The following is a 24,218-nucleotide window of genomic DNA, read 5'->3' as shown; positions in this document are numbered from 1 at the left end:
TATTGCCTCTGACGTGCAGTCGGGTTCACGCTTTCTTCGATCCGTTGCGCGGATCTCGCAGATCGAGTCGCATGAGCACCCGCGGGAAGCCGTCGAGCGTCGAGCCGGTGTCGGCCGCCTTCGCGAATCCGGCACTCTCGAAGAGCCCCATCGTGCCGACGTAGGCCATCGTGAGATTCACCGTCTCGCCACGGTTGTCGACCGGATACCCCTCGATCGCGGGCGCGCCGCTCTTCTTCGCATGAGCCACCGCTCCGTCGATCAGAGCGTGCGAGATGCCCTGTTTCCGATGGCCTGGACGGACGCGGATGCACCAGAGCGACCACACATCGAGATCGTCGACATGCGGGATCAGTCTGTTGCGCGCGAAGCTCGTCTCCCTGCGCGGATGCACCGCCGCCCAGCCCACGGGTTCGTCGTCGAGGTACGCGATCACGCCTGGAGGCGGATCCTGGTGGCAGAGCTCACGCACGCGCTCCGCTCGCTTATCGCCTCGCAGCGCCCTGTTCTCGGCGCTGCCGATGCGGTAGCTCAGGCAGAAGCACACGTTCGACGTCGGCTTCTTGGGGCCGACGAGAGCGGCCACGTCGTCGAAGTCGGTAGCGGGTCGCACCTCGATGCTCATGGGCTCAGTCTGACCCACACCGCCGACATCGACGGCGTCGATTCACTCGCCGCGCAGGATCTCCAGGGCACGTTCGAAATCCGCGGGGTACCCCGACTCGAACTGCACCCACTCCCCCGTCGCCGGGTGGGTGAAGGCGAGCTTGTGCGCGTGCAGCCACTGTCGGGTGAGTCCGAGCCGTGCCGACAGCGTCGGATCTGCTCCGTAGAGCGGGTCGCCCGCGCACGGGTGCCGCAGGGCCGCCATGTGCACGCGGATCTGGTGCGTGCGTCCGGTCTCGAGATGGATCTCGAGCAGCGAGGCTCCCGGGAAGGCCTCGAGGGTCTCATAGTGCGTCACCGACGGTTTGCCGTCGGGAACGACGGCGAACTTCCAGGAGTGATTCGGATGCCGGCCGATCGGAGCATCGATCGTCCCCGTCAGCGGGTCGGGGTGCCCCTGGACGACGGCGTGATAGATCTTCTCCACCGTGCGCTCCTTGAACGCGTGCTTCAGCGACGAGTACGCCGTCTCGCTCTTGGCGACGACCATGAGCCCGCTGGTGCCGACATCCAGACGATGCACGATCCCCTGCCGCTCCGGAGCGCCACTCGTGGCGACCCGGAACCCCGCCGCTGCGAGAGCGCCGACGACGGTCGGCCCCTCCCATCCGAGCGAGGGATGAGCGGCGACGCCCGTGGGCTTGTCGACCACGACGATGTCGTCGTCGTCGTAGACGATTCCGAGTTCCGGAACCGCGATCGGGATGATCCGCGGCTCCTCCTTCGGCTGCCACTCCACCTCGAGCCACCCTCCGCCGCGCAGGCGATCGGACTTGTCGAGCGTCACCCCGTCGACGCGCACGCCGCCCGCCGAGGCGACCTCGGCGGCGAAGGTGCGCGAGAAGCCCAGCATCTTCGCGAGTGCCGCGTCGACGCGCGTCCCGTCCAGCCCGTCAGGAACGGGGAGGGTGCGGAATTCCATGCTCAGCGTCCGTCCGCGGCGGCGGCATCCGGAGAGGCGGTACCCGGGCGAGAGGTCTCGCCTCCGGTCTCCTCGGCCAACGCGGCAGCCTCGGCTTCGTCATCGGTCTCCACAGGAGCGTGGTCACGCTCCCGGGTGCCGTCGAAGCGGAGTCCCAGCACGACGAGCAGCGCGACCGAGATCATCCCGGTGACGATGAAGATGTCGGCGACGTTGAAGATCGCCGGCATCATCCACGGCATCGAGATCATGTCGACCACGTGCCCCATGGGGAAACCAGGATCGCGGAAGAGACGATCGGTGAGGTTTCCGAGCACTCCACCGAGCAGGCAGCCCAGGACGACGGCCCAGAGGCGTGACTGAAGACCCAGGGCCTTCCACACGATCACACCGGCCACCACCGCCAGAGCGATGGTGAAGATCCATGTGACATCGGATCCGAGCGAGAACGCTGCGCCGGGGTTGCGCACGTAGTACAGCTGAAGGAACTCACCGAGCACCGGCACCGGCTGCTGGAGCGGCAGGTTCTCGGTCGTGAGGTACTTCACAAACTGATCGGCGGCCAGCACGATCGCTGCGAGAACCGCAACTATCGCGCCGGCCGCCGACCGACGAAGGGGACGGCGTCCTGGCAAAAGGACGACCTACAGTCCGATCGCGGAAACCGGAGTCGAGTCCGTCGACGCCGACTTCTCGTCGAGATCGCGGAGCTGACCCTCGATGTAGCCGCGCAGCTGCGAGCGGTAATCGCGCTCGAAGTTGCGGAGCTCGGTGATCCGGGCCTCGAGGGCGTTGCGCTCGCGCTCGAGACGAGCCGACTCTTCGCGCTGCTTGGCCTCGGCCTCCGTGCGGATGCGGTTGACCTCGCCTTCGGCCTCGGCGATGAGCTGGGCGCGCTTGGCCTCACCCTCGGCGACGTGCTCGTCGTGAAGGCGCTGAGCGAGCTCGATGATGCCGGCGGTCGCAGTCGCCGAACCCGACGGAGCGGGCTCCGCGGGAGCGGCAGCAGCAGGCGCAGGAGCCTCTTCGACCACGGCGGCGGGTGCCTCTGCAGCGGCTGCGGGAGCGGCCGGTGCATCGCCGGATTCGTACGCGGCCAGCTTGGCCTTGAGTTCGACGTTCTCTTCGAGGGCCTTGCGCCACTCGATGACGATCTCGTCGAGGAAGTCGTCGACCTCGTCCGGGTCGAAGCCGTCCTTGAAGCGGACGTGCTGGAACTGCTTGGTGACGACGTCATCCGGGGTAAGTGCCATGGTGGCTCCTTCGATGAGTTCGGTTGCCAGTTTGGAATGGCGTGGTCGAGATTCGGCGCGAACCCGGGGCGCGCACCTGGGAGCCAAGCATAGTCCCCGAGCCTGTCAGTCGCGATCCCGCGACACTCCAGAGCGCCGAAGTCCCAGGGGTCTCAGATGAAGCTTCGGACGACGCTCATCAGGATCAGCACGATCAGGATGGTGATCGAGAAGCCGAAATCCAGGGAGAGCGAGCCGATTCGCAGAGGAGGGATGATCCGCCGGAAGAACCGGACGGGCGGATCGGTCACCGTGTAGACGAGCTCAGCCGCGACGAGTCCGGCGCCCTTCGGTCGCCACTCCCGATTGAACATCGGGATGTAGCTGAGAATGAGTCGGGCGAAGAGCACCAGTAGGTACAGCAGCAGAGCCAGATGTACGATGCTGGCGACGATGGAGACGACGAACCCCACGGTCTACGACTGGTCGAAGCCCGCGGACTCGGCGTCCGCGTGCGCGATTCCCCCGTGACCCGAGACCGCGATGTTCTCCGGCGACAGGAGGAAGACCTTCGACGTGACCCGCTCGATGCGGCCGTACAGGCCGAGCGAGAGTCCGGAGGCGAAATCGATCAGACGGCGGGCGTCTGCGTCGCTCATCTGCGAGAGATTGATGATGACCGGCACACCTTCGCGGAAGCTCTCCGCGATGAGCTGAGCATCGCGATACTGCTTCGGGTGCACGGTGAGGATCTCGTTCACTGCCCCTCCTGCGGGCTGGCGCACGGCGACGGGGCGCCGTAGCGGGGTCACGGGCGCGGGAGCGGGCTCCTCGCGTTCGCGCTCGCGGTGCGAGCGGGCCGGGGTCGGCTCCTCCTCGTAGACCTCTTCCTCGTCAGCGAGGCCGAGATACACCATGGTCTTCTTCAGCGGGTTACCCATCGTGTCCTCCGGTTCGAACGTGTCGGGTTGGTCTGTTCACAGGTTAACCCCGGTCGGGGCGGGGTCCCGTGATTGCGGAGCCGATCCGCAGGTGTGTCGCGCCGGCCTCGATGGCCTCGACGAAATCGCCCGTCATCCCTGCGGACATCCAGGTCGCCGACGGCTCGACGGCGCGCACGCTCTCTGCGATCGAGTGCAGGCGCGCGAACGCGGAAGCGGGTTCCTCATCGAGCGGCGCGACCGCCATCACACCGCGAAGCCGCAGCGAGGGCAGCGTCATGATGTGCTCGGCGAGAGAGGCCGCCTCGGCGGGCGCGACGCCGCCGCGTCCGTGATCATCGGTGAGATTGACCTGCACGAGCACGTCGAGAAGGTCATCCCCGTCGGCCGCCCGATGCAGTGCGTCGGCCAGCCGGTCGCGGTCTACCGAGTGCACGGCATCCGCGCTGCGGCGGATCGCACCGGCCTTATTGGTCTGCGCCTGCCCGATGAAGTGCCACCGGAGGTCGAGGTCCGTCAGCTCGGCGGTCTTCGACGAGAGCTCCTGCTGGCGGTTCTCCCCCACGTCGCGCACACCCAGCGCGTGCAGCTCGCGAACGAGCGACGACGGGTGGAACTTGGTCACGACGATGCGGGAGATCTCCGCCGGGTCCCTGCCGGCCAGGCGCGCGGCGTCGGCGATCCGATGATCGATCGCCGACAGCCGCGCTGCCAGACCGGACCCGGCCTGGCCCTGCGCCTGCGTCACTTCAGGAATTCGGGGATGTCGATGTCGTCGTCCGCGAAAGCAGGCTCGATGCTCGTCGCCGGGACGCGCTGCTGCGGCTTCTCGGGCGCGGGCGCCTCGGCAGCGGGCTTGCTCTCCTCGCCCTTCGATAGCGCCACCTCGGGCAGCGTGCTGGCCGCGGCGGGCCGCGAGACGACCATGGGGTCGAGGCGCAGCGAAGGCTCACCGCTGTCGAAGCCGGCCGCGATCACGGTGACACGCACCTCGTCGCCGAGCGTGTCGTCGATGACCGTACCGAAGATGATGTTGGCCTCGGGGTGCGCGGCTTCCTTCACGAGATCCGCAGCGTCGTGGATCTCGAAGATGCCGAGGTTCGAACCACCCTGGATCGAGAGCAGGACTCCGTGAGCACCCTCGATGCTGGCCTCGAGGAGCGGCGACTCGACCGCGAGTTCGGCGGCCTTGATGGCACGGTCGGCACCGCGTGCCGATCCGATTCCCATCAGTGCCGAACCGGCGCCCTGCATGACCGACTTGACGTCGGCGAAGTCGAGGTTGATGAGACCGGGAGTCGTGATGAGGTCGGTGATGCCCTGGACACCGGCGAGGAGCACCTGGTCCGCGGTCGCGAAGGCCTCGATCATCGAGATGCCGCGATCGCTGATCTCGAGCAGACGGTCGTTCGGCACCACGATGAGGGTGTCGACTTCTTCCTTCAGCTTCACCACACCGGCTTCAGCCTGGCTCTGACGACGACGGCCTTCGAACGAGAAGGGCTTCGTCACGACGCCGATGGTCAGTGCGCCGATCGACTTCGCGATGCGCGCGACGACGGGGGCTCCACCCGTTCCCGTTCCACCGCCCTCGCCTGCGGTCACGAAGACCATGTCGGCACCGGTGAGCGCCTGCTCGATCTCCTCGGCGTGATCCTCGGCGGCGCGACGGCCGACCTCGGGGTCAGCGCCGGCGCCGAGTCCGCGAGTGAGCTCGCGACCGACATCGAGCTTGACGTCGGCATCGCTCATGAGCAGCGCCTGCGCGTCGGTGTTCACTGCGATGAACTCGACTCCGCGGAGCCCGAGATCGATCATGCGGTTGACGGCGTTGACGCCGCCACCGCCGACGCCGACGACCTTGATCACGGCGAGGTAGTTCTGGTTCTGGCTCATGGCCGGCCTCCGAATAGTCGAGCCTGTCTGGGGTGAGATTCCGCGGGCCGAACCTTAAACCTCAACTAGAGGTGTAAAGTATTTCCCGGTATTGGTTTCTCTTGTTCGAAGGTAAGCGTCACGTCCCCGCGCACACGCAGCGACACGGGCGTGTCGCCCGTTTGCCGTCGAAACCTCAGCCCACGACCACCGCATGCGGCGATGTGACATCGATCGTCGACGCCTCAGGATTGCTGAGCAGCGTCTTCGTGAGCACTTCGCTCTTCATCGGGGAGTCATCCGAGCTGCCCCAGACGACCGTCAGCCCGCTGCTGAGCGTCAACGTCACGTCATCAGCTGTCGTGGCCTGCACTCCGGTCAGCAGCGCGCGCAGATCAGCGGGGACCGAGCGCACCACGAGACCCGCACTCTCGAACGCGACCGAGTCGGTGCCGCCGTCGATGTCGAGCACCGGCTGTCCCGCCGGCTGATCGGAGGTCGTCGCCAGCGCGACGCCCGCGGCGTCGACGAGCGTATAGCCCGCATCCGAGCGGATCACGCCGACCGGCGTGCGCTCGACGATCCGCACCGTGAGATCGTGCGGCGGCTTCGCCTCGAGCGCATAGGTCTCGATCAGCGGGAATCCCAGCAGCGCGGCCTTGACCTCGCTCGAGTCGACGAGCGCCAAGGGGGTGCCCACCTGCTCGCCGAGGGCGGCCTCCACCGCCGCGGCATCCAGCGTCGTCGCGCCCACGACCGTGATCTTCTCCACGGCGAACAGCGGGCTGTACGCCGCGGCGGTGGTGCCACCGATCAGCAGGACGACAGCACCGACCGCGCTCAGCCAGATGATGCGACGCCGTCGGGAGCGCTGCGTGAACCGTCGGATCTCGGCCCGCAGCGCCTTGCGTCTCGCTCGCGCCGCCCGCCAGACGTCCCGCGTCGATGTCGGCCGCACCCCGGCATCCCCGTCGATGTCCGCACGGACGTCGGAGTCGAGGCCGACCGCCGCGGCCTGCGGACCTGTGCGTTCGTCCTGCTCGACGTCCCGCGCGCGCCCTCGCGTCGCCGGACCCTCCCGTCGCCTGGGCGTGTCCTCCGCGGTGCCCGCGGGAGGCGTGGGAAGCGGAGGCGGACGACGCATGCGTCAGACCTCGGTGGTCCGCAGAGACTCGAGCACCTGCGGGATGATCTGGTAGACGTTGCCGCAGCCGAGCGTGACGACGAAATCGCCGTCGCGAGCGACGGATGCCGTGTAATCGGCTGCCTGCTGCCAGTCGGCGACGAAGTGGACGTGCGACGGGTCGTGGAACGCCCCGCTCACGAGCTCTCCCGTGACGCCCGGGACCGGATCCTCGCGAGCACCGTAGACGTCGAGCACGACCGTGTGGTCTGCATACGTCTCCAGCACGTCCGCGAACTCGCGGAACATGTGCTGCGTTCGCGAGTAGGTGTGGGGCTGCTGGATCGCGATGATCCTGCCCGTGCCGGCGATCGATCGCATCGCCTCGAGAGCCGCCCGCACCTCGGTCGGGTGGTGGGAGTAGTCGTCGTAGACGGTGACGCCGCGCTCGACGCCGTGCTGCTCGAGGCGGCGGACCGTGCCGGCGAAGCCCTCGACGGCCTTGGCGGACTCGGTCAGGCCGAAACCCACCGAGAGGAGGACCGCGATGGCGCCTGCCGCGTTGATGGCGTTGTGCACGCCGGGCACGGCGAGCTGGAGGCGCACGCTCTCGGCTCCGGAGCTGACGGTGGCCGAGACGGGCCCGGCCGCCACGATGTCGGTCACCCTGACATCGGCATCCTCCGCCTGCCCGAACGTCACGACGTTCGGGTGCGAGAGCCCCGCTCCCACTCGCAGGGCGCCGGCGTCGTCGCTGGAGATCACGACCGCCTCCGTGGCCGCGTCGGCGAACCGCACGAACGCGTCGTGGAACGCGTCGTCGGACCCGTAGTGGTCGAGGTGATCGGGGTCGACATTGGTGATCAGCGCGACAGCCGTGTCGTAGAGCAGGAACGTGCCGTCGGACTCATCCGCCTCGATCACGAAGAGCTCACCCGATCCGGTGGCGCTCGAGACGCCAAGCTGCTCGATCACGCCGCCGTTGACGAAGTTCGGGTCGGCTCCGAGCTGCTGCAGCGCGGTCACGATCATGCCCGTCGACGTCGTCTTGCCGTGCGCGCCGGCCACGGAGACCAGTCGACGCGATCCGATCAGCCAGTGCAAGGCCTGCGAGCGGTGGATCACGTGCAGCCCGCGCTGCTTCGCCGTGACGAACTCGGGGTTCTCCGGCCAGATCGCTCCGGTGTGGACGACCGTGTCGGCATCGCCGAGATGCGCCGCGTCGTGCCCGACGTGCACATCCGCTCCGGCGGCCGCGAGTGCGCGCAGGTTGTCGCTGTCGGCTCGATCGCTTCCCGAGACGCGGATCCCCGCGTCGAGGAACATCTTGGCGAGGCCGCTCATGCCGGATCCGCCGATGCCGATGAAGTGCGCGGAGGAGATCGACTCGGGGATCGGGAGGGAGAGGTCAGGTCTGATCATGTCGGTTTCAGTCTACTTTTCGGTGAGGACGATTCGGCGTCGAGGAGCCGTGTCGACGGTGAGATCAGGAGGACCGGAGGGCGCGATCCACGAGTGCGACGACGTTCTCCGTGCCGGTGCGGGTGCCCACCTGCTCGGCGGCGGACTGCATGGCCGTGAGCTGCTGCGAATCGTTCATGACGGGGATCACGAGGCGGCGCACCGCGTCGCCGTCGAAGGTGGCGTCGTCGAGAAGACGAGCGGCCCCGGCTGCCACGGCGGACGCCGCGTTCAGCCGCTGCTCCCCGTTGCCGACGGAGTACGGCACGTACAGCGCGGGGATCCCCAGGGCGCTGATCTCGCTCACGGTGGCTGCGCCGGAACGGGAGACGATGAGGTCGGCGAGCGCGAAGGCGAGGTCCATCCGGTCGACGTATCGGCGCATGGTGTATCCCGGCACCTCGGGGTCGGCCAGATCACTGCGTTCGCCCGTGACGTGCAGCAACTGCCAGTCGGCGGCCAGGATGTCGCCCCAGGAGTCTGCGATGGCCTCGTTCAGCCTCTGGGCACCCAGCGACCCGCCGAAGACGAGAAGAACCGGGCGCGCCGGGTCGAGCCCGAAGTGCGCGGCGGCCTCATCGCGAGAGGCCGCACGGTCGAGCTCGATGACCTCTCGACGCAGCGGCATGCCGACCACCTCGCCGCCGCGCAGAGGGGTTCCGGCGAATGCGACTCCCGTGGCGGCGGCACGTCGAGCACCCAGCACGTTCGCGAGGCCCGGCTTCGCGTTGGCCTCGTGCACGACGAACGGCACGCGCTCGCGGCCTGCTGCCACGTAGGCCGGGGCGGAGGCATAGCCGCCGAAGCCCACGACGACGTCGACGCGGTGAGCGCGGATGTGATCGCGCACCTGGGCGACGGCGCGGCGGAACCTGGCGGGGAACAAAGCTGCCTGCTTGTCGGGCCGCCGCGGGAACGGCACCTTGTCGACGATGAGGAGTTCATACCCTCGAGCCGGCACGAGTCGGGACTCGAGTCCCTCGGCCGTTCCGAGCACCAGGATCGAGGCATCGGCGTCCCTGGCGCGCAGCGCATCGGCGACGGCGAGCAGGGGGTTGACGTGACCGGCGGTTCCACCGCCGGCGAGAAGGTACGTGGTCACCGTGTGACCTTACCCCGCCCTGCTGAAGGAGTCCGTGCCACCGAACGACCCTCGGCGACGGGGATGGTGCGCGCGAACGACAGCAGCACTCCGCACGCGATGAGGACGGCGAGGAGAGCCGTTCCTCCCTGCGACATGAACGGCAGCGGCACTCCCATGACGGGGAACAGTCCGATCACGACGCCGATGTTGAACACGGCCTGACCGGTGATCCAGACGGTGATCCCGCCGGCCGCGACCCGGATGAACGGATCGGCGGTCTTGCGGATGATGTGGAAGGCACCGATGGTGAACAGCGTGAAGAGGGCCAGCACGACGATGCAGCCGATCAGGCCGAGCTCTTCGCCGACGATGGCGAAGATGAAGTCGTTGCCGGCGGCGGGCAGCCAGCCGTACTTCTCCTGCGAGTTGCCGAGACCCACGCCGAAGATTCCTCCCGACGCCATTCCCCAGATCCCGTGGATCGACTGGTAGCAGTCGCCGGTGTACGCCGACATGTCGGAGCACGTCGCCGTGATGCGACGCATGCGGTCAGGGCTCGTGACGGCCAGCGCGATGACGGCGACGACGCCGAGCAGCACCGGCAGGATGAACAGCCGGAGCTTCACCCCCGAGAAGAAGAGGCAGCCGAGCAGGATGATGACCAGCACCATCGCGGTGCCGAGGTCCTTGCCTGCGATCACCGTCCCGATCGCCAGGGCTCCCACGGGCACCACGGGGATGAAGACCTGATGCCAGGTGCCGAGCATGGTCTGCTTGCGCATCAGGACGTAGCCGATCCACAGCGCGAGGGCGAGCTTGAGGAACTCCGACGGCTGCAGGGTGAACCCGGCGATCATGATCCAGTTGCGGTTTCCGCCGTCCTCGATGCCGAGCGGGGTGAAGACCAGCAGCTGGAGCGCGATGGATCCGAACAGTGCCGGCCACGCCATGCGCTTGAGGAACGTGATCGGGAGTCGGGAGATCAGGAACATCAGCGGCACGCCGAGCACGGCGAAGATGCCCTGCCGAAGCGCGCCGTCCATCGGATTCTCACCCTTCGAGACCGCGGTCGCGCTCGTCGCCGAGAGCACCATCACGAGGCCGAAGATCGTCAGCATCAGCGCCGCCGATGCGATCATCAGGAACTCGGTCGACACGGGGGTGAAACGACGCCCGAGCGACACTCTCGCCGCGAGACCGCGGGAGCCGGTGCTGCCGGGATCAGAGCGCGGGGGGCGTTCGACCTGCGTCATCGGTGCTCCCCCGGTCTATCCAGTCCCGCACCGCTTCGGCGAAGCGGTGTCCTCGATCCGCGTAACCGGAGAACTGATCGAAGGACGCGGCGGCGGGGGCCAGCAGGACTGTTCCCTCGCCATCGACGATTCCCGCGGCGATCTCCACGACGCGATTCATGACCTGACCAGTCTCGCCAGCATCCACCTCGAACACCGGAACCCCCGGCGCGTGTCGCTCGAATGCGGCGACGACGGCTGAGCGCTGGACTCCGATGACGACTGCCGCCCGGGCGGTGGTCCCGGCCGTGGCGACCAGCTCGCCGATGTCGACGCCCTTCAGGTCGCCGCCGACCACCCAGACCGCACCGGGGTATGCGCGGAGCGATGACGCGGCAGCGTGCGGGTTGGTGGCCTTGGAGTCGTCGACCCAGGTGATGCCGCGATGGCGGGCGATGACCTGGATCCGATGCTCGTCGAGACGGAACGACTGCAGAGCCGAGTGGATGGCGCGCGGCTCGACGCCCAGAGAACGAGCGAGCGCACTCGCCGCCAGGATGTTCTGCACGATGTGCGGGGCGGCCAGGCCGGCGTCTCGCAGGTCGGCGACGGTCGTGAGCTCGAGTGCGCTGCTGGCCCGGTCGTCCAAGAACGCACGATCGACGAGCAGCCCCTCCACCACGCCGACATCGCTGGGGCCGGGGATGCCGAGATCGAATCCGATCGCGCGGGCACCCTCGACCACCTCGGCGTCCTCGACCATGAGCCTGGTCGCCTCGTCGGCCTTGTTGTAGACGCAGGCGACTCTCGTGTTGCGGTACACCAGGGCCTTCGCATCGCGGTACGCCTGCGCACTGCCGTGCCACACCAGGTGGTCGTCCGCGAGGTTCAGGCACACCGAGGCGTGCGGATACAGCTCGCCTTCGGTCTCGGAGAGTCCGAGGTACCAGAGCTGGTGGCTGGAGAGCTCGACGACGAGCACGTCGAAACCGGCGGGGTCGCGGACCGCATCGAGAACGGGCACGCCGATGTTGCCGCACGGCGCCGCACGCAGACCTCCCTCGACGAGGAGCGACGCGGTCAGCTGCGTCGTCGTCGTCTTGCCGTTGGTGCCCGTGATGAGCACCCAGTCAGCCGGGGAGCCGTCGGCGCGGGCCACCTTGTCGCGCAGGCGCCAGGCGAGTTCGACATCGCCCCAGAGCGCGATGCCGGCATCTCGCGCCCAGCGGATCACGGTGTGCGAGGGAGGGAATCCCGGCGAGGCGATGATGACCTCCGGCGCGAACTCGGTCAGAGCTTCAGGGACCCTGTCCAGCGTTCCCAGCTCCAGACGAGCACCGATCACGGGCAGGAGCTTGGCATACTCCTCCTCCGCCGACTCGGTCAGCACCAGGACGTCCGCACCGAGTTCGGTGAGCGTGTCCGCCACCGAGAAGCCGGTCATGGACAGTCCGAGAACGGCGACGCGCAAGCCCGACCAGTCGGCGTTCCAGCTCGTCAGCGTCGCGAGCCTCTCGTCAGTCGACACGAGTCAGCCACTCCACGTAGAAGAGTCCGACTGCCGAGATCGCGAGCAGGCCCGCGATGATCCACATGCGGACCACGATCGTGACCTCGGACCATCCGCGCATCTCGAGATGATGGTGGAACGGACTCATCAGGAAGAGTCGCTTTCCGCGCGTGATCTTGAAGTAGGCGCGCTGCAGGATCACCGATCCGGAGGCCAGGACGAAGACGCCGGCGATCACGAACAGCAGCAGCTCGGTGCGGGTGAGGATCGCCATCGCGGTGATGACGCCTCCGATCGCCATCGAGCCGACATCGCCCATGAAGACCTTCGCCTTGGGAGCGTTCCACCACAGGAAGCCGATCAGGCTCGAGGCGAAGGAGGCCGCGATGATCGCCAGGCTGAACGGGTCGCGGACCTCGTAGCATCCGCCGAGCGCGGCGGTCTCGACCCCCTCGCCCACGCACGACTGCTTGAACTGCCAGAACGCGATCAGGCTGTACGCCCCCACGACGATGACCCCGGCGCCGGCTGCGAGACCGTCGAGCCCGTCGGTGAGGTTGACGCTGTTCGAGGTCGCGACGCCGATGATCGAGATCCACAGCAGATAGAGCGCCCAGCCGAGGATCGCGGTGAACGCGAACAGGTTCAACCACGGGATGTCGCGGAAGAGCGAGATCGAGCCGGATGCCGGAGTCTGATCGAACGCGTTCGGGAAGTTCAGCGCGACGATGCCGAACGGGATCATCACGACGAGCTGCCCGATGATCTTGCGCCACCCCGAGAGCCCGAGGCTGCGCTGACTGCGCACCTTCATGTAGTCGTCGATGAAGCCCACTGCCCCGAAGCCGACCATGAGCCAGATCACGAGAAGCGCGGACAGCGCGGGAGTTCCGCCTCCGACGTACGTGGCCGTGAAGTAGCCGACCATCGTGCCGACGATGAAGATGACGCCGCCCATGGTCGGCGTGCCGCGTTTGGCTTCGTGGTTCGGGTTCTCGATGGCCTCCGGGGTGCGGATGACCTGGCCCCAGCCCCACTTCCGGAAGAGCCGGAGGAAGACGGGAGTAAGAAAAAGAGTGAAGGCGAGCGATATGGCCGCCGCCATGATGAGAGATCTCACGAGAACAATTCTCCCAGACGATCGCCGAGGTGCCGGAGCCCTACGGAATTGGAGGACTTCACGAGCACCCGGTCGCCGTCGCGGAGTTCGGAGCGCAGGTACTCGAACGCGGCATCCTGGTCGGCGAAGAACACGGCCTCGCTGTCCCAGGATCCTTCGCCGATCGCGGAGATGAAGAGGCGGCGGGCCTCGGGGCCGACGACGACGATGCGCTGGATGTTCAGACGCACGGCGAGCAGACCGATCCGGTCGTGCTCCTCGCCCGCGGTCTCGCCGAGCTCGCTCATGGCGCCGAGCACGGCGACCGTCCGCTCGCCGGGACCGGTGATCTGCGCGAGAGTCCGCAGGGCTGCGGCCATCGAGTCCGGGCTGGCGTTGTAGGCGTCGTTGATGATGCGCACGCGGTCGCTGCCCATGGGCTGCATACGCCAGCGCTCCGCGATCTCGACCGTCTCGAGACGGTCGATCGCGTCGGCCGTCGACACCCCGAGAACGCCTGCGGCGGCGATGGCCGCCAGGGCGTTGCCGACGTGGTGGGCGCCGAGCACCTGCAGGCGGAGGGGAAGACGCTCCCCCGCCGCTTCGATGATGCACGAGGTGCCGGATGCCGTGACCTCGAGGTCGTGCGCCTGGACATCGGCCGCGTCGCTCTGACCGAAGCCGACGACCCGCATCCCGCGGGACGTCGCGAGCGCGCCCATCGCCGCGACGCGTGAGTCGTCGACGTTGAGCACCGCCGTACCCGTGGGCCTCGCGGCGGCGACGAGCTCGGACTTGGCCTTGGCCGTCGCCTCGATGCCGCCGAAGCCGCCCGCGTGCGCCATGCCGACCATCAGCACCACAGCGACGTCCGGCTCGACGAGTCCGGCGAGGCGGGCGATGCTGCCGGGCCCGTCGGCTCCGAACTCGCTGACCAGGAACCGCGTGCCGTACGTGATGCGCAGCATGGTGACGGGCGCGCCCACCTCGTTGTTGTACGAGTTGATGGGGGCGACCGTCTCGCCTTCGTCGGAGAGGATGCGGGCGAGGAAGTTCTTCGTCGTCGTCTTGCCGTTCGACCCCGTGATCCCGACGATCTTGAGGTCTCCGGCTGCGCGAACGCGGGCGACGACCTCGCGGGCGAGATCGGCGAGGGCGACGATGACGTCAGGGACGACGATCTGGGTGATCTCCTCGTCGACCGGGTGCTCGACGATCGCGAGCGCTGCCCCCGCAGCGAGCGCAGCGCCGACGAACCGGTGTCCGTCCGTCTCCGCGCCCGGCTTCGCGACGAACACGGAGCCGGGGGCCATGGTGCGCGAGTCCGTGTCCACGACACCGTCGATGACGGTGTCGGCGGTGGCAGAACCGGCGAGGCGGAGATCACCCCCGAGGACGGCGGCGATCTCAGCAAGCGACAGGGCGATCATGACGTCTCCAGGCGCGGCGGGGCGCCGTCTATTCGAACTTCGGAAGCAGTGCGTCCATCGGGCTGGAGGACGGCATCACGCGGTAGGTCTTCATGGTCTGGGTCATCGCCTTCTGGAAGGCAGAAGCGGTAGCAGCAGACGATGTAACTCTAGTCGGCTCGTCGAGAGTCACCACCACGACGTACTGCGGATCGTCGACCGGCGCGAAGCCCACCATGCTCGTGTAGTAGACGCCCGACTTGTAGCCGCCCTTGCCGTCCGGGATCTGCGCGGTACCCGTCTTGCTGGTCACCCGGTAGCCGGGAACCTGGATGCGGTCGGCGTTGCCGCCCTGGACGGCCACGTTCTCGAGCATCCGCGTGAGGTCGGCCGCGGTCTGGGGCTTGATGATCTGCTCGGGCTCGGGAGCACCCGGCGTGACCACCGTGCCGTCAGCGGCCGTGCAGGACTCGATCAGCGAGAGACCGATCTTCTCGCCGCCGTTGGCGATCGCCTGGTAGGCACCGGCGAGCTGCGGCGCCGTGACCGTGAAGTACTGACCGAACGTGGTGGTGTAGAGCGACTGGTTGTCCCACTCGCTCGTGGGGTGGATCTCCCCCGAGGTCTCACTGGGGAAGCCGATCGTCGTCTCGCCGACGCCGAAGCGCTCGAGGTAGTCGTGACGGACGTCCGGGCTCACCATCGTGCCGAACTTCGACAGCGCGACGTTCGATGAATCGATGAGCGCGCCGGCGAGGGTGTACTGGAAGGTCGGGTGCACGAACGCGTCGTTGATCACGGCGCCGTTGTCGAACTTCTCGTGCGAGGAGGCCGACACCGTGGGACTCGTCATCGTCACACCGCCGTTCTCCATCACCGCAGCGGCCGTCACGGCCTTGAACGTCGATCCCGGCTCGAACGGGTAGGTGAAGAGCTTGCTCACCCACGTCTCGGGCGCTGAGGCGTCGAGATCGTTCGGGTCCATGGTGGGCCATTCGGCCGCGGCGCGGATCTTTCCGGTGCCCACCTCGACCACGGTGACGGTGCCGCCCTTGGCGCCCTGGGCCTGCGCCTCTTCGGCGATCATCTGCTGCATGTACCACTGCAGGTCGCTGTTGATCGTGAGCTGCACGGTGCCGCCGTCGACCGCGTCCACCCTGCTCTCACTGCCGGGGATGACGACGGAGTTCTTGCCGGTGCGGTACGACTCCTCGCCGTCCGTGGGGGCGAGGCACTTCTCGTCCATCTTCTCGATGCCGGCCTGCGCAGTGCCGGTCCCGTCGAGGTATCCGAGCAGGTTTCCCGCCACGGCGCCGTTCGGGTAGACCCTGACCTCGCGCGGCTTCATCACGAGATACGAGCCGACCTTGAGGTCGCGCAGCTCGATGTACTTCTCGGTGCTGAGGCCCTTGACCAGCGGCAGGTACTGCGAATCGGGGTTCTCGGCGAGGGCAGCGGCGACATCGGCACGCAGCTCGTCCGCATCCAGCCCCATGATCTCGGCGATGCGCGTAGACGCCTCAGCCCAGGGCAGTGGCGGCGGGTTCTTCTCGTCCTCCTCCAGGAGGCGGATGACCTGGGGGCTGAGCTGCGCGTCGTAGACCATGACGCTCTCGGCCAGCACGGATCCGTCGCTGTCGACCACCGAGCCGCGTTCACCGGGAATCGCGGTGCGGTGCGCGATGAACTCGAGCGACTGTGCGACGTGCTCGTCGGCCTTCACCACCTGGATGTCGACGAGCCGCACGACGAAGGCGGCCAGGATCGCCAGGATCACCGCGAGAGCGACGACCGTGCGTCGCCGGGGTGTCCGGGTGGCTCGTGTCGTCATGGACTCTCTCCGTCAGGTCTCGATGGTGGGTGTGGTCGTCTAGCGAGTGCTGGGGCTCGGGAGTCCGTCGGTGATCGCCGGCGGAAGCTCCTGCGCAGAGTGCCCGGCCGCTCCGTCGGGCGCGGGGTCGTCTGCCGTGGAGGCGTTCACCGGCACGTCGTTCAGCAGGGAGTTGCTCACCGCGCCGGCGCCGTTCGGATCGATGGTCGACGAGCCGGTCGCGCCGGTTCCCTGGCCGAAGACGGCTCCATCGCTCAGGCGGAGGTAGGACGGGGCCCCTGCCACGACCATGCCCAGGGATGCGGCACTGGCGGCGAGCGACTGGGGAGAGCTCATCCCGGTGAGATCCTCCTGCAGGGCGTTCGTCCGCAGATCCAGTTCGTGCTGCTGCGACGTGAGGCCTGCCAGCACGAAGGAGTCCTGGGTGATCGCCAGCGAGAGGCCGATCTGCACGCCTCCGATGGCCATGGCTCCTGCGAGCGCCACCAGCGCGTAGGCGAGCTTCGGCTTGCGGCGGACGGGGGTTCCCGTCACCGGCTCGAGACGCCGACGCGGTGCGCGTTCGGGTGCCTCGGGGAGCGCCCTCGGCCTCGGCGCTGCGACGTTCAGACTCATGAGCTCTCACGCACTTTCTCTGCGGCACGCAGTCGGACGGGGATGGCGCGGGGGTTGCGAGCCCGTTCGGCGTCGTCGGCGAGCTCCGCACCCTTGGTGATGATGCGGAACCGCGGCGCGTGCTCCGGCAGCTCGACGGGGAGTCCCCGCGGTGCGGTGGAGGCTGCACCGGCGGCGAAGGCCTGCTTCACGAGTCGGTCCTCGAGAGACTGGTACGACATCACCACGATGCGTCCGCCGACCGCGAGCGCATCCATGGCTGCGGGAATCGCATCCGCGAGTACGTTGAGCTCGGTGTTCACTTCGATCCGCAGCGCCTGGAAGACGCGCTTGGCCGGGTGCCCGGCCCGCTGAGCAGCTGCGGGCGTCGCCGCCTGGAGGATCTCGACGAGTTCGCCGGAGCGCGTGATCGGCTTCTTCTCGCGTGCGGCGATGATGAAGCGCGCATAGCGTCCCGCGAGCTTCTCCTCGCCATAGCGCTCGAAGATGCGACGCAGGTTGCCTTCGGTGTAGGTCGCGATCACCTCGGCGGCCGTCACGCCCTTCGTCTGATCCATCCGCATGTCCAGCGGCGCATCCTTCGAGTAGGCGAAGCCGCGTTCGGCTTCATCGAGCTGCAGCGACGAGACGCCCAGGTCGAAGAGGATGCCCGAGGCGCCCTGAGCGTGCAGTCCGATCTCGTCATAGACCGTGTGCACCAGCGTCACCCGGTCACGGAAACGAGCGAGACGCTCCCCCGCGATGCGTAGAGCGTCGGTGTCCCGATCGAGGCCGACGAGGCGGATGTTCGGGAACCGCTCGAGCAGCGCTTCGGAGTGACCGCCCATGCCGAGGGTGGCATCGACGAGCACCGCTCCGTCCGCCTGCAGCGCAGGGGCGAGAAGCTCGACGCAGCGTTCGAGGAGTACGGGGGTGTGGATGTCGCGGAGGTTCATGATCTTTCTCGGGTGATCTCTGTATCTCGGTGACCAGGGCCCTGATCCCCCTCCGCTTCACGACCCGGCACCGGGGAAGTGTGTCGGGGCAGGAGCGGCGGGGCATCACAGCCGTGGTCAGAAGAGGCCCGGAATCACCTCCTGCTCGAGATCTGCGTAGGTCTCCTCGCCTGCTGCGAGGTAGGTGTTCCAGCTCTCCGCATCCCAGATCTCGGCGTGGGCGCCGACTCCGGTGACGATGAGCTCCTTCTGCAGCCCCGCGTATTGACGGAGGTGCACGGGGATGGTGATGCGGTTCTGACTGTCGGGCATCTCCGCACTCGCACCGGAGAGGAACAGGCGCATGAAGTCACGCGCCTGCTTGTTCGCGAGCGGCGCCTGGCGGATCCGCTCGTGCATCGTCTCGAACTCGGCCGTGCTGAAGACGTAGAGGCAGCGTTCCTGCCCTCGGGTGACGACGATGCCGCCACCGAGGTCTTCGCGGAACTTCGCAGGAAGGATGACCCGTCCTTTGTCGTCCAACTTCGGAGAATGCGTTCCCAGCAACATCAGCCATCACCCCCTCTCCGTCCGGCCAACTCGAGGTGCGCCCCACTTTACTCCACTTTCCTCCACAAACCTACGATCAATCCCTGTCCAGACCGCTCCTGTGAGTGCGCGTACGACAAAGAGCCGCGGATTTCCGCGGCTCAAGGGCGGTGGAGGATGGTGGAGCGCGAGTGGAGGACGGAGCCCGGCATCACGACGCAGCCCCGGGCCGGCATACGGGTCCGAACGCACGAAGGCCCGGATGCTCAGAGCATCCGGGCCTTCGTGAAGGTGTGTGGGTCAGTTGCCGTCTTGGCGGCGGTCCCATCGATCGTTCATGCGATCCATGAAGGACGCTGAGCTCTGCTGCTTCGCCGCGCGTTCGCGGGGTGCAGCGGAGAGGGGCTTGCGGACGGGGGTCACAGCGATCATGACGCCGCCGAGCATGGCGGCGAATCCGATCACTCCGACCACGACTCCCCAGACGTCCCCGAGGACGACTCCGACGATCAGCCCGCCCACACCGGCGAGGAGCAGAAGGGCTCCGTACACGAGGTTGCGGTAGCTGAGAGCGCGGTCACCAGACGGCGCAGTGACGACATCGGCGTCGTTGTGGAGGAGATGGCGTTCCATCTCGTCGAGCAGACGCTGCTCCTGTTCGGAGAGTGGCATTTCGTCCCCCTCGGGTATTCGTCCGTCCATTCTACGCGCGGTATGCCGCTGCGGGCTAGCTTCAAGGGCCTCCGTTGGCTTTACGTATGCTGGGAGTCGTGCCGTCCCCCTCATTTGTCTCCGACGCCGTCGCCGCACGCCTGCGCCTCTTCCTCGACCGGATGCGAGGCGAGTCGGCCGAATACGGCCCGGATGCCGAAGGCCTGATCGACTCGGCAGCCGACACCCTGGTGGGTGGCAAGCGCCTGCGGGCCCGTTTCTGCCACGCGGGATGGCAGTCGGTCGCACGTTTCCGCGACCGCGACGCCGAAGAATCGACGGGCCTCTGGGACGTCTGCGCGGCTCTGGAGATCTTCCAGTCGGCCGCACTGGTGCACGACGACCTGATCGACAACTCCGACACGAGGCGGGGACGTCCGGCGGCCCACCGCGCGCTCGAAGGCGCGCACGTCGCAGCCGGATGGCGAGGCGACCCCGCCGCCTTCGGCCGCTCGTCGGCGATCCTGCTCGGTGACCTGCTGGTGGCCTGGAGCGACGACCTCCTCGAGGAGGCGATCGAGCCGCTCCCCCATGCCTCGGCGGTCCGCCGCGAATACGGACGGATGCGCCGGGACGTCACCGTGGGCCAATTCCTCGACATCGCGGAGGAGTCCGCCTGGAGCGTCCACGCCACGGACTCGCACGTCGAGCGTGCGCTTCGCGTCGTCTCCCTCAAATCCGCGAGGTACAGCATCGAGCAGCCCCTCGTGCTCGGAGCAGCGATCGCGGATGCCGACGCGGACCAGCTTCTGGCGCTTCGCGAGTTCGGCCATCCGGTCGGGATGGCCTTCCAGCTGCGCGACGACCTGCTCGGCGTCTACGGCGACGCCGCCGTGACCGGCAAACCTGCCGGTGACGACCTGCGCGAGGGCAAGCGCACCGTGCTGGTCGCTCTGACGAGGCAGACTCTCGACGCGTCCGCTCGCACCCTGTTCGATGAGATGCTCGGCGATCCCGACCTCACCAGCGAGCAGGTCGCATTCCTTCAGGCGACGATCACGGCCTCCGGCGCCCTGGAGCGCGTGGAGCGGATGATCGACGACTATGCGCGGGAAGCAGATCGCGCTCTCTCCGGAGCGCGGCTCGACACCACCGCTGTCGGAGACCTGCGCGATCTCGCACGCGCTGCGACGGTGCGCTCGGCCTGAGCGCGAACCGCTTCAGAGACCTCGGTTCAGGCGAGGGTGCGGGCGACCCTGCGGACAGCACTCTTGTGTCCGGCCAGGAGCGCATCGATCGGCGAGCGACCCAGTTCCTCCTCGGGAGCGAGGAGCCAGTCGATGACCTCGTCGTCGGAGAAGCCCGCATCCTGAAGCACGATGATCGTGCCGCGCAGCGAGGGCAGCGGGTGGTTGTCGACGATGAACACCGACGGAACCGCGAACACGCCGGAGCGGCGCGAGCCGACGAGGTAGTGCTCGTCGATGAGCCTGCGCACACGACCGAGGGCCTCGTCGAGGACCTCCACGAGGTCGGGCATCGTGAGCCACTCGGTGGCGGTGACGCCGGCGGCGCTCACGGCGTTCGCGGACGCAGCCTCGGGCTGCGAGGTTTCAGACGGGTTGCTTTCAGACGGCACAGACACGTTGCAACTATCTCACCTCTGAGCGCTGATCGCACTTTCCGCATCGGGGCTCGGGTTCACATCGGCACCATCCGCACCATCCGTCACTCCTGTTGACATCCGTTTACATCCATGTCAGCGTGGGCGGACGCCGAACAAGGGGGATCCCCGTGAGAACGCCTGCCGTCGCGCGACGAACGCGCACTCTTCAGCTCGGGGTGCCCGCCGCCCTCCTGGGCACACTGTCTGCGGGGATCGCTGCCACCCCCGCATCCGCCGACGCGGTCTCGTCTCCGATCGAACGACTGCAGGCGACGCCGACGCGGATCGCGCCGACCGAGGCGCCTCCTGCCGTGTACACGGTGCGGCCGGGCGACACGATCTCGTCGATCGCGAACCGGTTCGGTCTGCGCACCGTCGAGGTCCTGGCTTGGAACGGACTCAGTTGGCGTTCGGTGATCTACCCGGGGCAGACGCTGTCGTTGGCAGGAGCGAGTGCCCCCTCGCCGGCCCCGGCCCCGGTCCAGGCGGCTCCGACGGCGACGCACACCGTCGTCGCCGGCGAGACCGTGTTCGGCATCGCGCAGAAGCACGGGACGAGCGTCGACGCTGTTCTCGCCGCGAACGGCCTTGACCGGTCGTCCGTGATCTACCCCGGCCAGCAGCTCGCGCTCAGCGGCGAGTCAGCTCCGTCGGCCGCACCACCGGCATCCCCCGCGCAGACAGCCGCCCCCGTTCCGACCGCGACCGGTGGCCAGGCGCACGCTGTCGCCGCAGGAGACACCCTGTTCGCCATCGCGAAGAAGTACGGCACGACCGTCGCGCAGCTCCTCGCGCTGAACGGCCTGGGTTCCGGAGCCATCATCTACCCCGGCCAGTCGCTGACCGTCGCGGCCGCTCCGGCTCCGGCTCCGACGCCCGCCCCGGCGGCGGCCACGCCCCCTCCCCAGCTGTTCGCGAACCTCGACGCCGAACAGGCCGCGAACGCCTCGCTCATCATCCGCGTCGGACGCGAGCTCGGCGCGCCCGACCGCGCCATCGCGATCGCTCTCGCCACCGCCATGGTCGAATCCAGCCTGCGCAATCTGTCGTGGGGTGACCGCGACTCCCTCGGCCTCTTCCAGCAGCGCCCCAGCATGGGCTGGGGTTCGCCCGAGCAGGCGGTCGACGCCGACCGGAGCACCCGTGTCTTCTTCGGCGGCTCGTCGGACCCGAACGGGCAGGCCTCCCGGGGTCTCTTCGACATCTCAGGCTGGGAGAGCATGTCGTTCACGGATGCCGCGCAGGCTGTCCAGATCTCCGCGTACCCCGATCGTTACGGCCAGTGGGAGACCCAGGCCCACCAGTGGCTCGGTGTCCACGGGTGACGGGCTTCCGGGCAAACCCGCAGGTGCAAGGGGCGAGCCGCTCCCGGGGCTTTCAGGCAGTTCTCCATAGAATCTTGACGTGACGACCAATCAGCAGGCCGACCCCCTCATCGGGCGGCTTGTCGACGGTCGGTACCGCGTGCGCGCCCGAATCGCCCGTGGAGGCATGGCGACCGTCTATGTCGCCACCGATCTCCGCCTCGAGCGGCGCATCGCTCTGAAGGTCATGCACGCGCACCTGAGCGACGACTCCGCCTTCCAGAGCCGGTTCATCCAAGAGGCACGAGCTGCCGCGCGGCTGGCCGATCCCCACGTCGTCAACGTGTTCGACCAGGGCCAGGACGGCGAACTCGCATACCTGGTGATGGAGTACCTTCCCGGCATCACGCTGCGCGAACTGCTGCGCGAGCAGAAGCGGCTCACGATCCCGCAGACGATCACCATCATGGATGCCGTCCTCGCCGGCCTCTCCGCAGCGCACCGCGCCGGGATCGTGCACCGTGACGTGAAGCCCGAGAACGTGCTGCTGGCCGAAGACGGACGCATCAAGATCGGCGACTTCGGTCTCGCCCGTGCGACCACCGCGAACACGGCCACCGGACAGCAGCTGCTCGGAACCATCGCCTATCTCGCACCCGAGCTCGTCACTCGCGGCACTGCCGACGCCAGAAGCGACATCTACGCGCTGGGCATCATGCTGTACGAGATGCTCGTCGGCGAACAGCCGTACAAGGGCGAGCAGCCCATGCAGATCGCCTTCCAGCACGCCACCGAGTCCGTGCCGCGCCCGAGCGTGCGCAATCCCGGCGTGCCGGAGGAGCTCGACGAACTCGTGCTCTGGGCCACGGAGAAATCGCCGGATGAGCGTCCCGACGATGCGCAGCAGATGCTGGAGCGACTGCGCGAGATCGAGCGCGGGCTCGGAATCGCACCCGCCGTCGCCGCTGCGACGACGTCGCAGCGCTCGCAGGCCGACTCCGCGGACCTCACCAAGGTCATGCCGAGCACGATGGTCATCGCCGACCCGACCGCCCCGGTCACGGCTGCCGTCGACAACGCGACGCTCCTGCGTCGCCGCTCGTCACGACGTCGCGCGCGCGGAGCGTTCCTTCTGACGCTGGTGCTGCTTCTCGCGACCGTCGCCGGTGGTGTCGGCTGGTGGTTCGGGTCCGGTCCTGGTTCACTCGTCGCCGTCCCGGAGGTGGCCGGTCTGTCGTACGACGACGCCGCATCGGCGTTGACTGCAGAGGGCTTCGTGCCGGTGCGCGGCGAGGAGAGCTCCATCGACATCGCCGCCGGTGAGACGATCCGTACGGACCCCGGCGAGGGCGAACGCCTCGACAAGGGCACCGAGATCACCGTCTTCGTGTCCTCGGGTCCGGCATCGCACACGGTGGAGACCCTCAACGGCAAGACCGAGCAGGAAGCTCGCGACTACCTCGCGGACATCAGGATCAACGTCACAGAGACCTCCCTGCAGCTCTTCTCCGACGCCGAGACCGGGCGCGTGATCAACGCCTTCGTGACGCCTCGCGACGGCGGCGAAATCTATGCGTGCGCCGAGGGCTGCGAGCTGCGCGAGGACGACACGGTCGAGCTGTACGTCTCCGCCGGCGCGTTCCCCGATGTCGCGGGAATGAGCGTCGATCAGGCGACGAACACGCTGCGCGACAAGGGCGTCGAGGTCAACCCGGACTCGCAGTTCGTCTTCAGCGACTCGGTCGCGAAGGATGTCGTCATCGGCGTCACCGACCGCGCCGAAGAGGGCAATCGGCGCCCCGGCGATACCGTTCAGCTGATCGTCTCGAAGGGACCCGAACTGTTCCCCGTGCCCGAGGTCGAGGGGATGAGCCGCGACGAGGCCGCACAGGTGATCCGGGATGCCGGTTTCGAACCGACCTGGAACGGCATCTGGAACGCGTTCCCCAACGACTTCACCGAGGTCAGCGGGTCCGATCCGGGTGCCGGCGCGCAGCGCCCGAAGGGCACCGAGATCACCCTCCAGATCCGCAGCAGCGCGTTCTAGGAGGCGGGCGGTCCCCGCGCTTATCGCGCGCGGCCGCACGCCGGCCGCCCGTCGCCGCCGCCACCACACAGAAAGGGTCCTTTCCGA

At 68.0% G+C, this 24,218-nt stretch carries 24 protein-coding genes; 3 read left to right on the top strand and 21 right to left on the bottom strand.

Going from position 1 to position 24,218, the window contains the following annotated elements; translation table 11 throughout:
• Positions 1-25: 25 nt before the first annotated feature.
• From LQZ85_RS07045 to LQZ85_RS06950, 20 genes are all read right to left on the bottom strand, one after another.
• The gene (locus LQZ85_RS07045) at positions 26-625 is read right to left on the bottom strand and encodes a GNAT family N-acetyltransferase (RefSeq protein WP_056278954.1); all 600 of its coding nucleotides are present in this window, start codon (positions 623-625) and stop codon (positions 26-28) included.
• A 42-nt stretch (positions 626-667) separates the two neighbouring features.
• Positions 668-1,588, bottom strand: coding sequence for an RluA family pseudouridine synthase (locus LQZ85_RS07040; protein WP_053096743.1), 921 nt, complete (start codon positions 1,586-1,588; stop codon positions 668-670).
• A gap of 2 nt (positions 1,589-1,590) precedes the next feature.
• Positions 1,591-2,181 carry a signal peptidase II gene (gene lspA / locus LQZ85_RS07035; protein ID WP_072592313.1) on the bottom strand — a complete coding sequence of 197 codons (591 nt, stop codon included), beginning with the start codon at positions 2,179-2,181 and terminating at the stop codon, positions 1,591-1,593.
• A 51-nt stretch (positions 2,182-2,232) separates the two neighbouring features.
• Positions 2,233-2,841 (bottom strand): DivIVA domain-containing protein, encoded by a 609-nt coding sequence (locus tag LQZ85_RS07030; protein WP_053096747.1) that lies wholly within the window; start codon positions 2,839-2,841, stop codon positions 2,233-2,235.
• A gap of 152 nt (positions 2,842-2,993) precedes the next feature.
• The gene (locus tag LQZ85_RS07025) at positions 2,994-3,293 is read right to left on the bottom strand and encodes a YggT family protein (protein ID WP_053096749.1); all 300 of its coding nucleotides are present in this window, start codon (positions 3,291-3,293) and stop codon (positions 2,994-2,996) included.
• A gap of 3 nt (positions 3,294-3,296) precedes the next feature.
• On the bottom strand, positions 3,297-3,761 hold the full coding sequence (gene sepF, locus LQZ85_RS07020) for a cell division protein SepF (RefSeq protein WP_053096751.1): 465 nt from the start codon (positions 3,759-3,761) through the stop codon (positions 3,297-3,299).
• A 43-nt stretch (positions 3,762-3,804) separates the two neighbouring features.
• Entirely contained in the window at positions 3,805-4,509 is a 705-nt protein-coding gene (locus LQZ85_RS07015; RefSeq protein WP_056278955.1) for a YggS family pyridoxal phosphate-dependent enzyme, read from the bottom strand.
• Positions 4,506-5,657 carry a cell division protein FtsZ gene (ftsZ, locus tag LQZ85_RS07010; RefSeq protein ID WP_230100717.1) on the bottom strand — a complete coding sequence of 384 codons (1,152 nt, stop codon included), beginning with the start codon at positions 5,655-5,657 and terminating at the stop codon, positions 4,506-4,508. The genes LQZ85_RS07015 and ftsZ overlap by 4 nt, the downstream gene beginning before the upstream one ends.
• Before the next feature lie 175 nt (positions 5,658-5,832).
• Entirely contained in the window at positions 5,833-6,780 is a 948-nt protein-coding gene (locus LQZ85_RS07005; RefSeq protein WP_056278957.1) for an FtsQ-type POTRA domain-containing protein, read from the bottom strand.
• Positions 6,781-6,783: 3 nt separating this feature from the next.
• Positions 6,784-8,181: a UDP-N-acetylmuramate--L-alanine ligase gene (gene murC / locus LQZ85_RS07000; protein ID WP_053096759.1), complete on the bottom strand. Its 1,398-nt coding sequence runs from the start codon at positions 8,179-8,181 to the stop codon at positions 6,784-6,786.
• Between the two features lie 64 nt (positions 8,182-8,245).
• Positions 8,246-9,322, bottom strand: a complete 1,077-nt coding sequence (locus LQZ85_RS06995) for a UDP-N-acetylglucosamine--N-acetylmuramyl-(pentapeptide) pyrophosphoryl-undecaprenol N-acetylglucosamine transferase (RefSeq protein WP_056278958.1) — start codon at positions 9,320-9,322, stop codon at positions 8,246-8,248.
• Positions 9,319-10,557, bottom strand: a complete 1,239-nt coding sequence (gene ftsW, locus LQZ85_RS06990; protein ID WP_056278959.1) for a putative lipid II flippase FtsW — start codon at positions 10,555-10,557, stop codon at positions 9,319-9,321. Before ftsW ends, LQZ85_RS06995 begins: the two co-directional genes overlap by 4 nt.
• A complete protein-coding gene (gene murD, locus LQZ85_RS06985) occupies positions 10,526-12,064 on the bottom strand; it encodes a UDP-N-acetylmuramoyl-L-alanine--D-glutamate ligase (protein WP_230100716.1) in 1,539 nt (512 codons plus the stop codon). Before murD ends, ftsW begins: the two co-directional genes overlap by 32 nt.
• Positions 12,054-13,166, bottom strand: a complete 1,113-nt coding sequence (mraY, locus tag LQZ85_RS06980) for a phospho-N-acetylmuramoyl-pentapeptide-transferase (RefSeq protein ID WP_053096767.1) — start codon at positions 13,164-13,166, stop codon at positions 12,054-12,056. Before mraY ends, murD begins: the two co-directional genes overlap by 11 nt.
• Positions 13,163-14,575 carry a UDP-N-acetylmuramoyl-tripeptide--D-alanyl-D-alanine ligase gene (gene murF, locus LQZ85_RS06975; RefSeq protein ID WP_230100715.1) on the bottom strand — a complete coding sequence of 471 codons (1,413 nt, stop codon included), beginning with the start codon at positions 14,573-14,575 and terminating at the stop codon, positions 13,163-13,165. The genes mraY and murF overlap by 4 nt, the downstream gene beginning before the upstream one ends.
• Positions 14,576-14,603: 28 nt before the next feature.
• Positions 14,604-16,385: a penicillin-binding protein 2 gene (locus LQZ85_RS06970; protein WP_230100714.1), complete on the bottom strand. Its 1,782-nt coding sequence runs from the start codon at positions 16,383-16,385 to the stop codon at positions 14,604-14,606.
• Positions 16,386-16,424: 39 nt separating this feature from the next.
• Positions 16,425-17,000: a hypothetical protein gene (locus tag LQZ85_RS06965; protein WP_053096773.1), complete on the bottom strand. Its 576-nt coding sequence runs from the start codon at positions 16,998-17,000 to the stop codon at positions 16,425-16,427.
• On the bottom strand, positions 16,997-17,935 hold the full coding sequence (gene rsmH, locus LQZ85_RS06960) for a 16S rRNA (cytosine(1402)-N(4))-methyltransferase RsmH (protein ID WP_053096775.1): 939 nt from the start codon (positions 17,933-17,935) through the stop codon (positions 16,997-16,999). The genes LQZ85_RS06965 and rsmH overlap by 4 nt, the downstream gene beginning before the upstream one ends.
• A 117-nt stretch (positions 17,936-18,052) precedes the next feature.
• Positions 18,053-18,484 (bottom strand): division/cell wall cluster transcriptional repressor MraZ, encoded by a 432-nt coding sequence (mraZ, locus tag LQZ85_RS06955; RefSeq protein WP_053096776.1) that lies wholly within the window; start codon positions 18,482-18,484, stop codon positions 18,053-18,055.
• A 279-nt stretch (positions 18,485-18,763) separates the two neighbouring features.
• On the bottom strand, positions 18,764-19,135 hold the full coding sequence (locus LQZ85_RS06950) for a DUF3040 domain-containing protein (protein ID WP_053096778.1): 372 nt from the start codon (positions 19,133-19,135) through the stop codon (positions 18,764-18,766).
• A 98-nt stretch (positions 19,136-19,233) separates the two neighbouring features.
• Here LQZ85_RS06950 and LQZ85_RS06945 point away from each other — a divergent pair, with 98 nt between their 5' ends.
• The gene (locus LQZ85_RS06945; protein ID WP_230100713.1) at positions 19,234-20,322 is read left to right on the top strand and encodes a polyprenyl synthetase family protein; all 1,089 of its coding nucleotides are present in this window, start codon (positions 19,234-19,236) and stop codon (positions 20,320-20,322) included.
• 26 nt (positions 20,323-20,348) lie between these two features.
• Here LQZ85_RS06945 and LQZ85_RS06940 read toward each other — a convergent pair whose 3' ends face one another.
• On the bottom strand, positions 20,349-20,693 hold the full coding sequence (locus LQZ85_RS06940; RefSeq protein ID WP_332257703.1) for an Rv2175c family DNA-binding protein: 345 nt from the start codon (positions 20,691-20,693) through the stop codon (positions 20,349-20,351).
• A 215-nt stretch (positions 20,694-20,908) separates the two neighbouring features.
• Between LQZ85_RS06940 and LQZ85_RS06935 the strand changes: the two genes are divergently transcribed.
• Together LQZ85_RS06935 and pknB are read left to right on the top strand one after the other, a co-directional pair.
• Entirely contained in the window at positions 20,909-22,105 is a 1,197-nt protein-coding gene (locus LQZ85_RS06935; RefSeq protein ID WP_230100712.1) for a LysM peptidoglycan-binding domain-containing protein, read from the top strand.
• 79 nt (positions 22,106-22,184) lie between these two features.
• On the top strand, positions 22,185-24,131 hold the full coding sequence (pknB, locus tag LQZ85_RS06930; protein ID WP_230100711.1) for a Stk1 family PASTA domain-containing Ser/Thr kinase: 1,947 nt from the start codon (positions 22,185-22,187) through the stop codon (positions 24,129-24,131).
• The last annotated feature ends 87 nt before the right edge of the window (positions 24,132-24,218 follow it).

This window comes from Microbacterium sp. Bi98, from assembly GCF_918698045.1.
Classification (GTDB): Bacteria; Actinomycetota; Actinomycetes; order Actinomycetales; family Microbacteriaceae; genus Microbacterium.
Note: the sequence above shows the minus strand (reverse complement) of the source record. Positions and strands in the feature narration are given on the sequence as shown.

Bases quoted from the DNA above. Each gene is read 5' to 3' on its own strand.
- LQZ85_RS07045 (WP_056278954.1), bottom strand. From the start codon at position 625: ATGAGCATCGAGGTGCGACCCGCTACCGACTTCGACGACGTGGCCGCT.
- LQZ85_RS07040 (WP_053096743.1), bottom strand. From the start codon at position 1,588: ATGGAATTCCGCACCCTCCCCGTTCCTGACGGGCTGGACGGGACGCGC.
- LQZ85_RS07030 (WP_053096747.1), bottom strand. From the start codon at position 2,841: ATGGCACTTACCCCGGATGACGTCGTCACCAAGCAGTTCCAGCACGTC.
- sepF (WP_053096751.1), bottom strand. From the start codon at position 3,761: ATGGGTAACCCGCTGAAGAAGACCATGGTGTATCTCGGCCTCGCTGAC.
- ftsZ (WP_230100717.1), bottom strand. From the start codon at position 5,657: ATGAGCCAGAACCAGAACTACCTCGCCGTGATCAAGGTCGTCGGCGTC.
- LQZ85_RS07005 (WP_056278957.1), bottom strand. From the start codon at position 6,780: ATGCGTCGTCCGCCTCCGCTTCCCACGCCTCCCGCGGGCACCGCGGAG.
- murC (WP_053096759.1), bottom strand. From the start codon at position 8,181: ATGATCAGACCTGACCTCTCCCTCCCGATCCCCGAGTCGATCTCCTCC.
- ftsW (WP_056278959.1), bottom strand. From the start codon at position 10,557: ATGACGCAGGTCGAACGCCCCCCGCGCTCTGATCCCGGCAGCACCGGC.
- murF (WP_230100715.1), bottom strand. From the start codon at position 14,575: ATGATCGCCCTGTCGCTTGCTGAGATCGCCGCCGTCCTCGGGGGTGAT.
- LQZ85_RS06970 (WP_230100714.1), bottom strand. From the start codon at position 16,385: ATGACGACACGAGCCACCCGGACACCCCGGCGACGCACGGTCGTCGCT.
- LQZ85_RS06965 (WP_053096773.1), bottom strand. From the start codon at position 17,000: ATGAGTCTGAACGTCGCAGCGCCGAGGCCGAGGGCGCTCCCCGAGGCA.
- rsmH (WP_053096775.1), bottom strand. From the start codon at position 17,935: ATGAACCTCCGCGACATCCACACCCCCGTACTCCTCGAACGCTGCGTC.
- mraZ (WP_053096776.1), bottom strand. From the start codon at position 18,484: ATGTTGCTGGGAACGCATTCTCCGAAGTTGGACGACAAAGGACGGGTC.
- LQZ85_RS06950 (WP_053096778.1), bottom strand. From the start codon at position 19,135: ATGCCACTCTCCGAACAGGAGCAGCGTCTGCTCGACGAGATGGAACGC.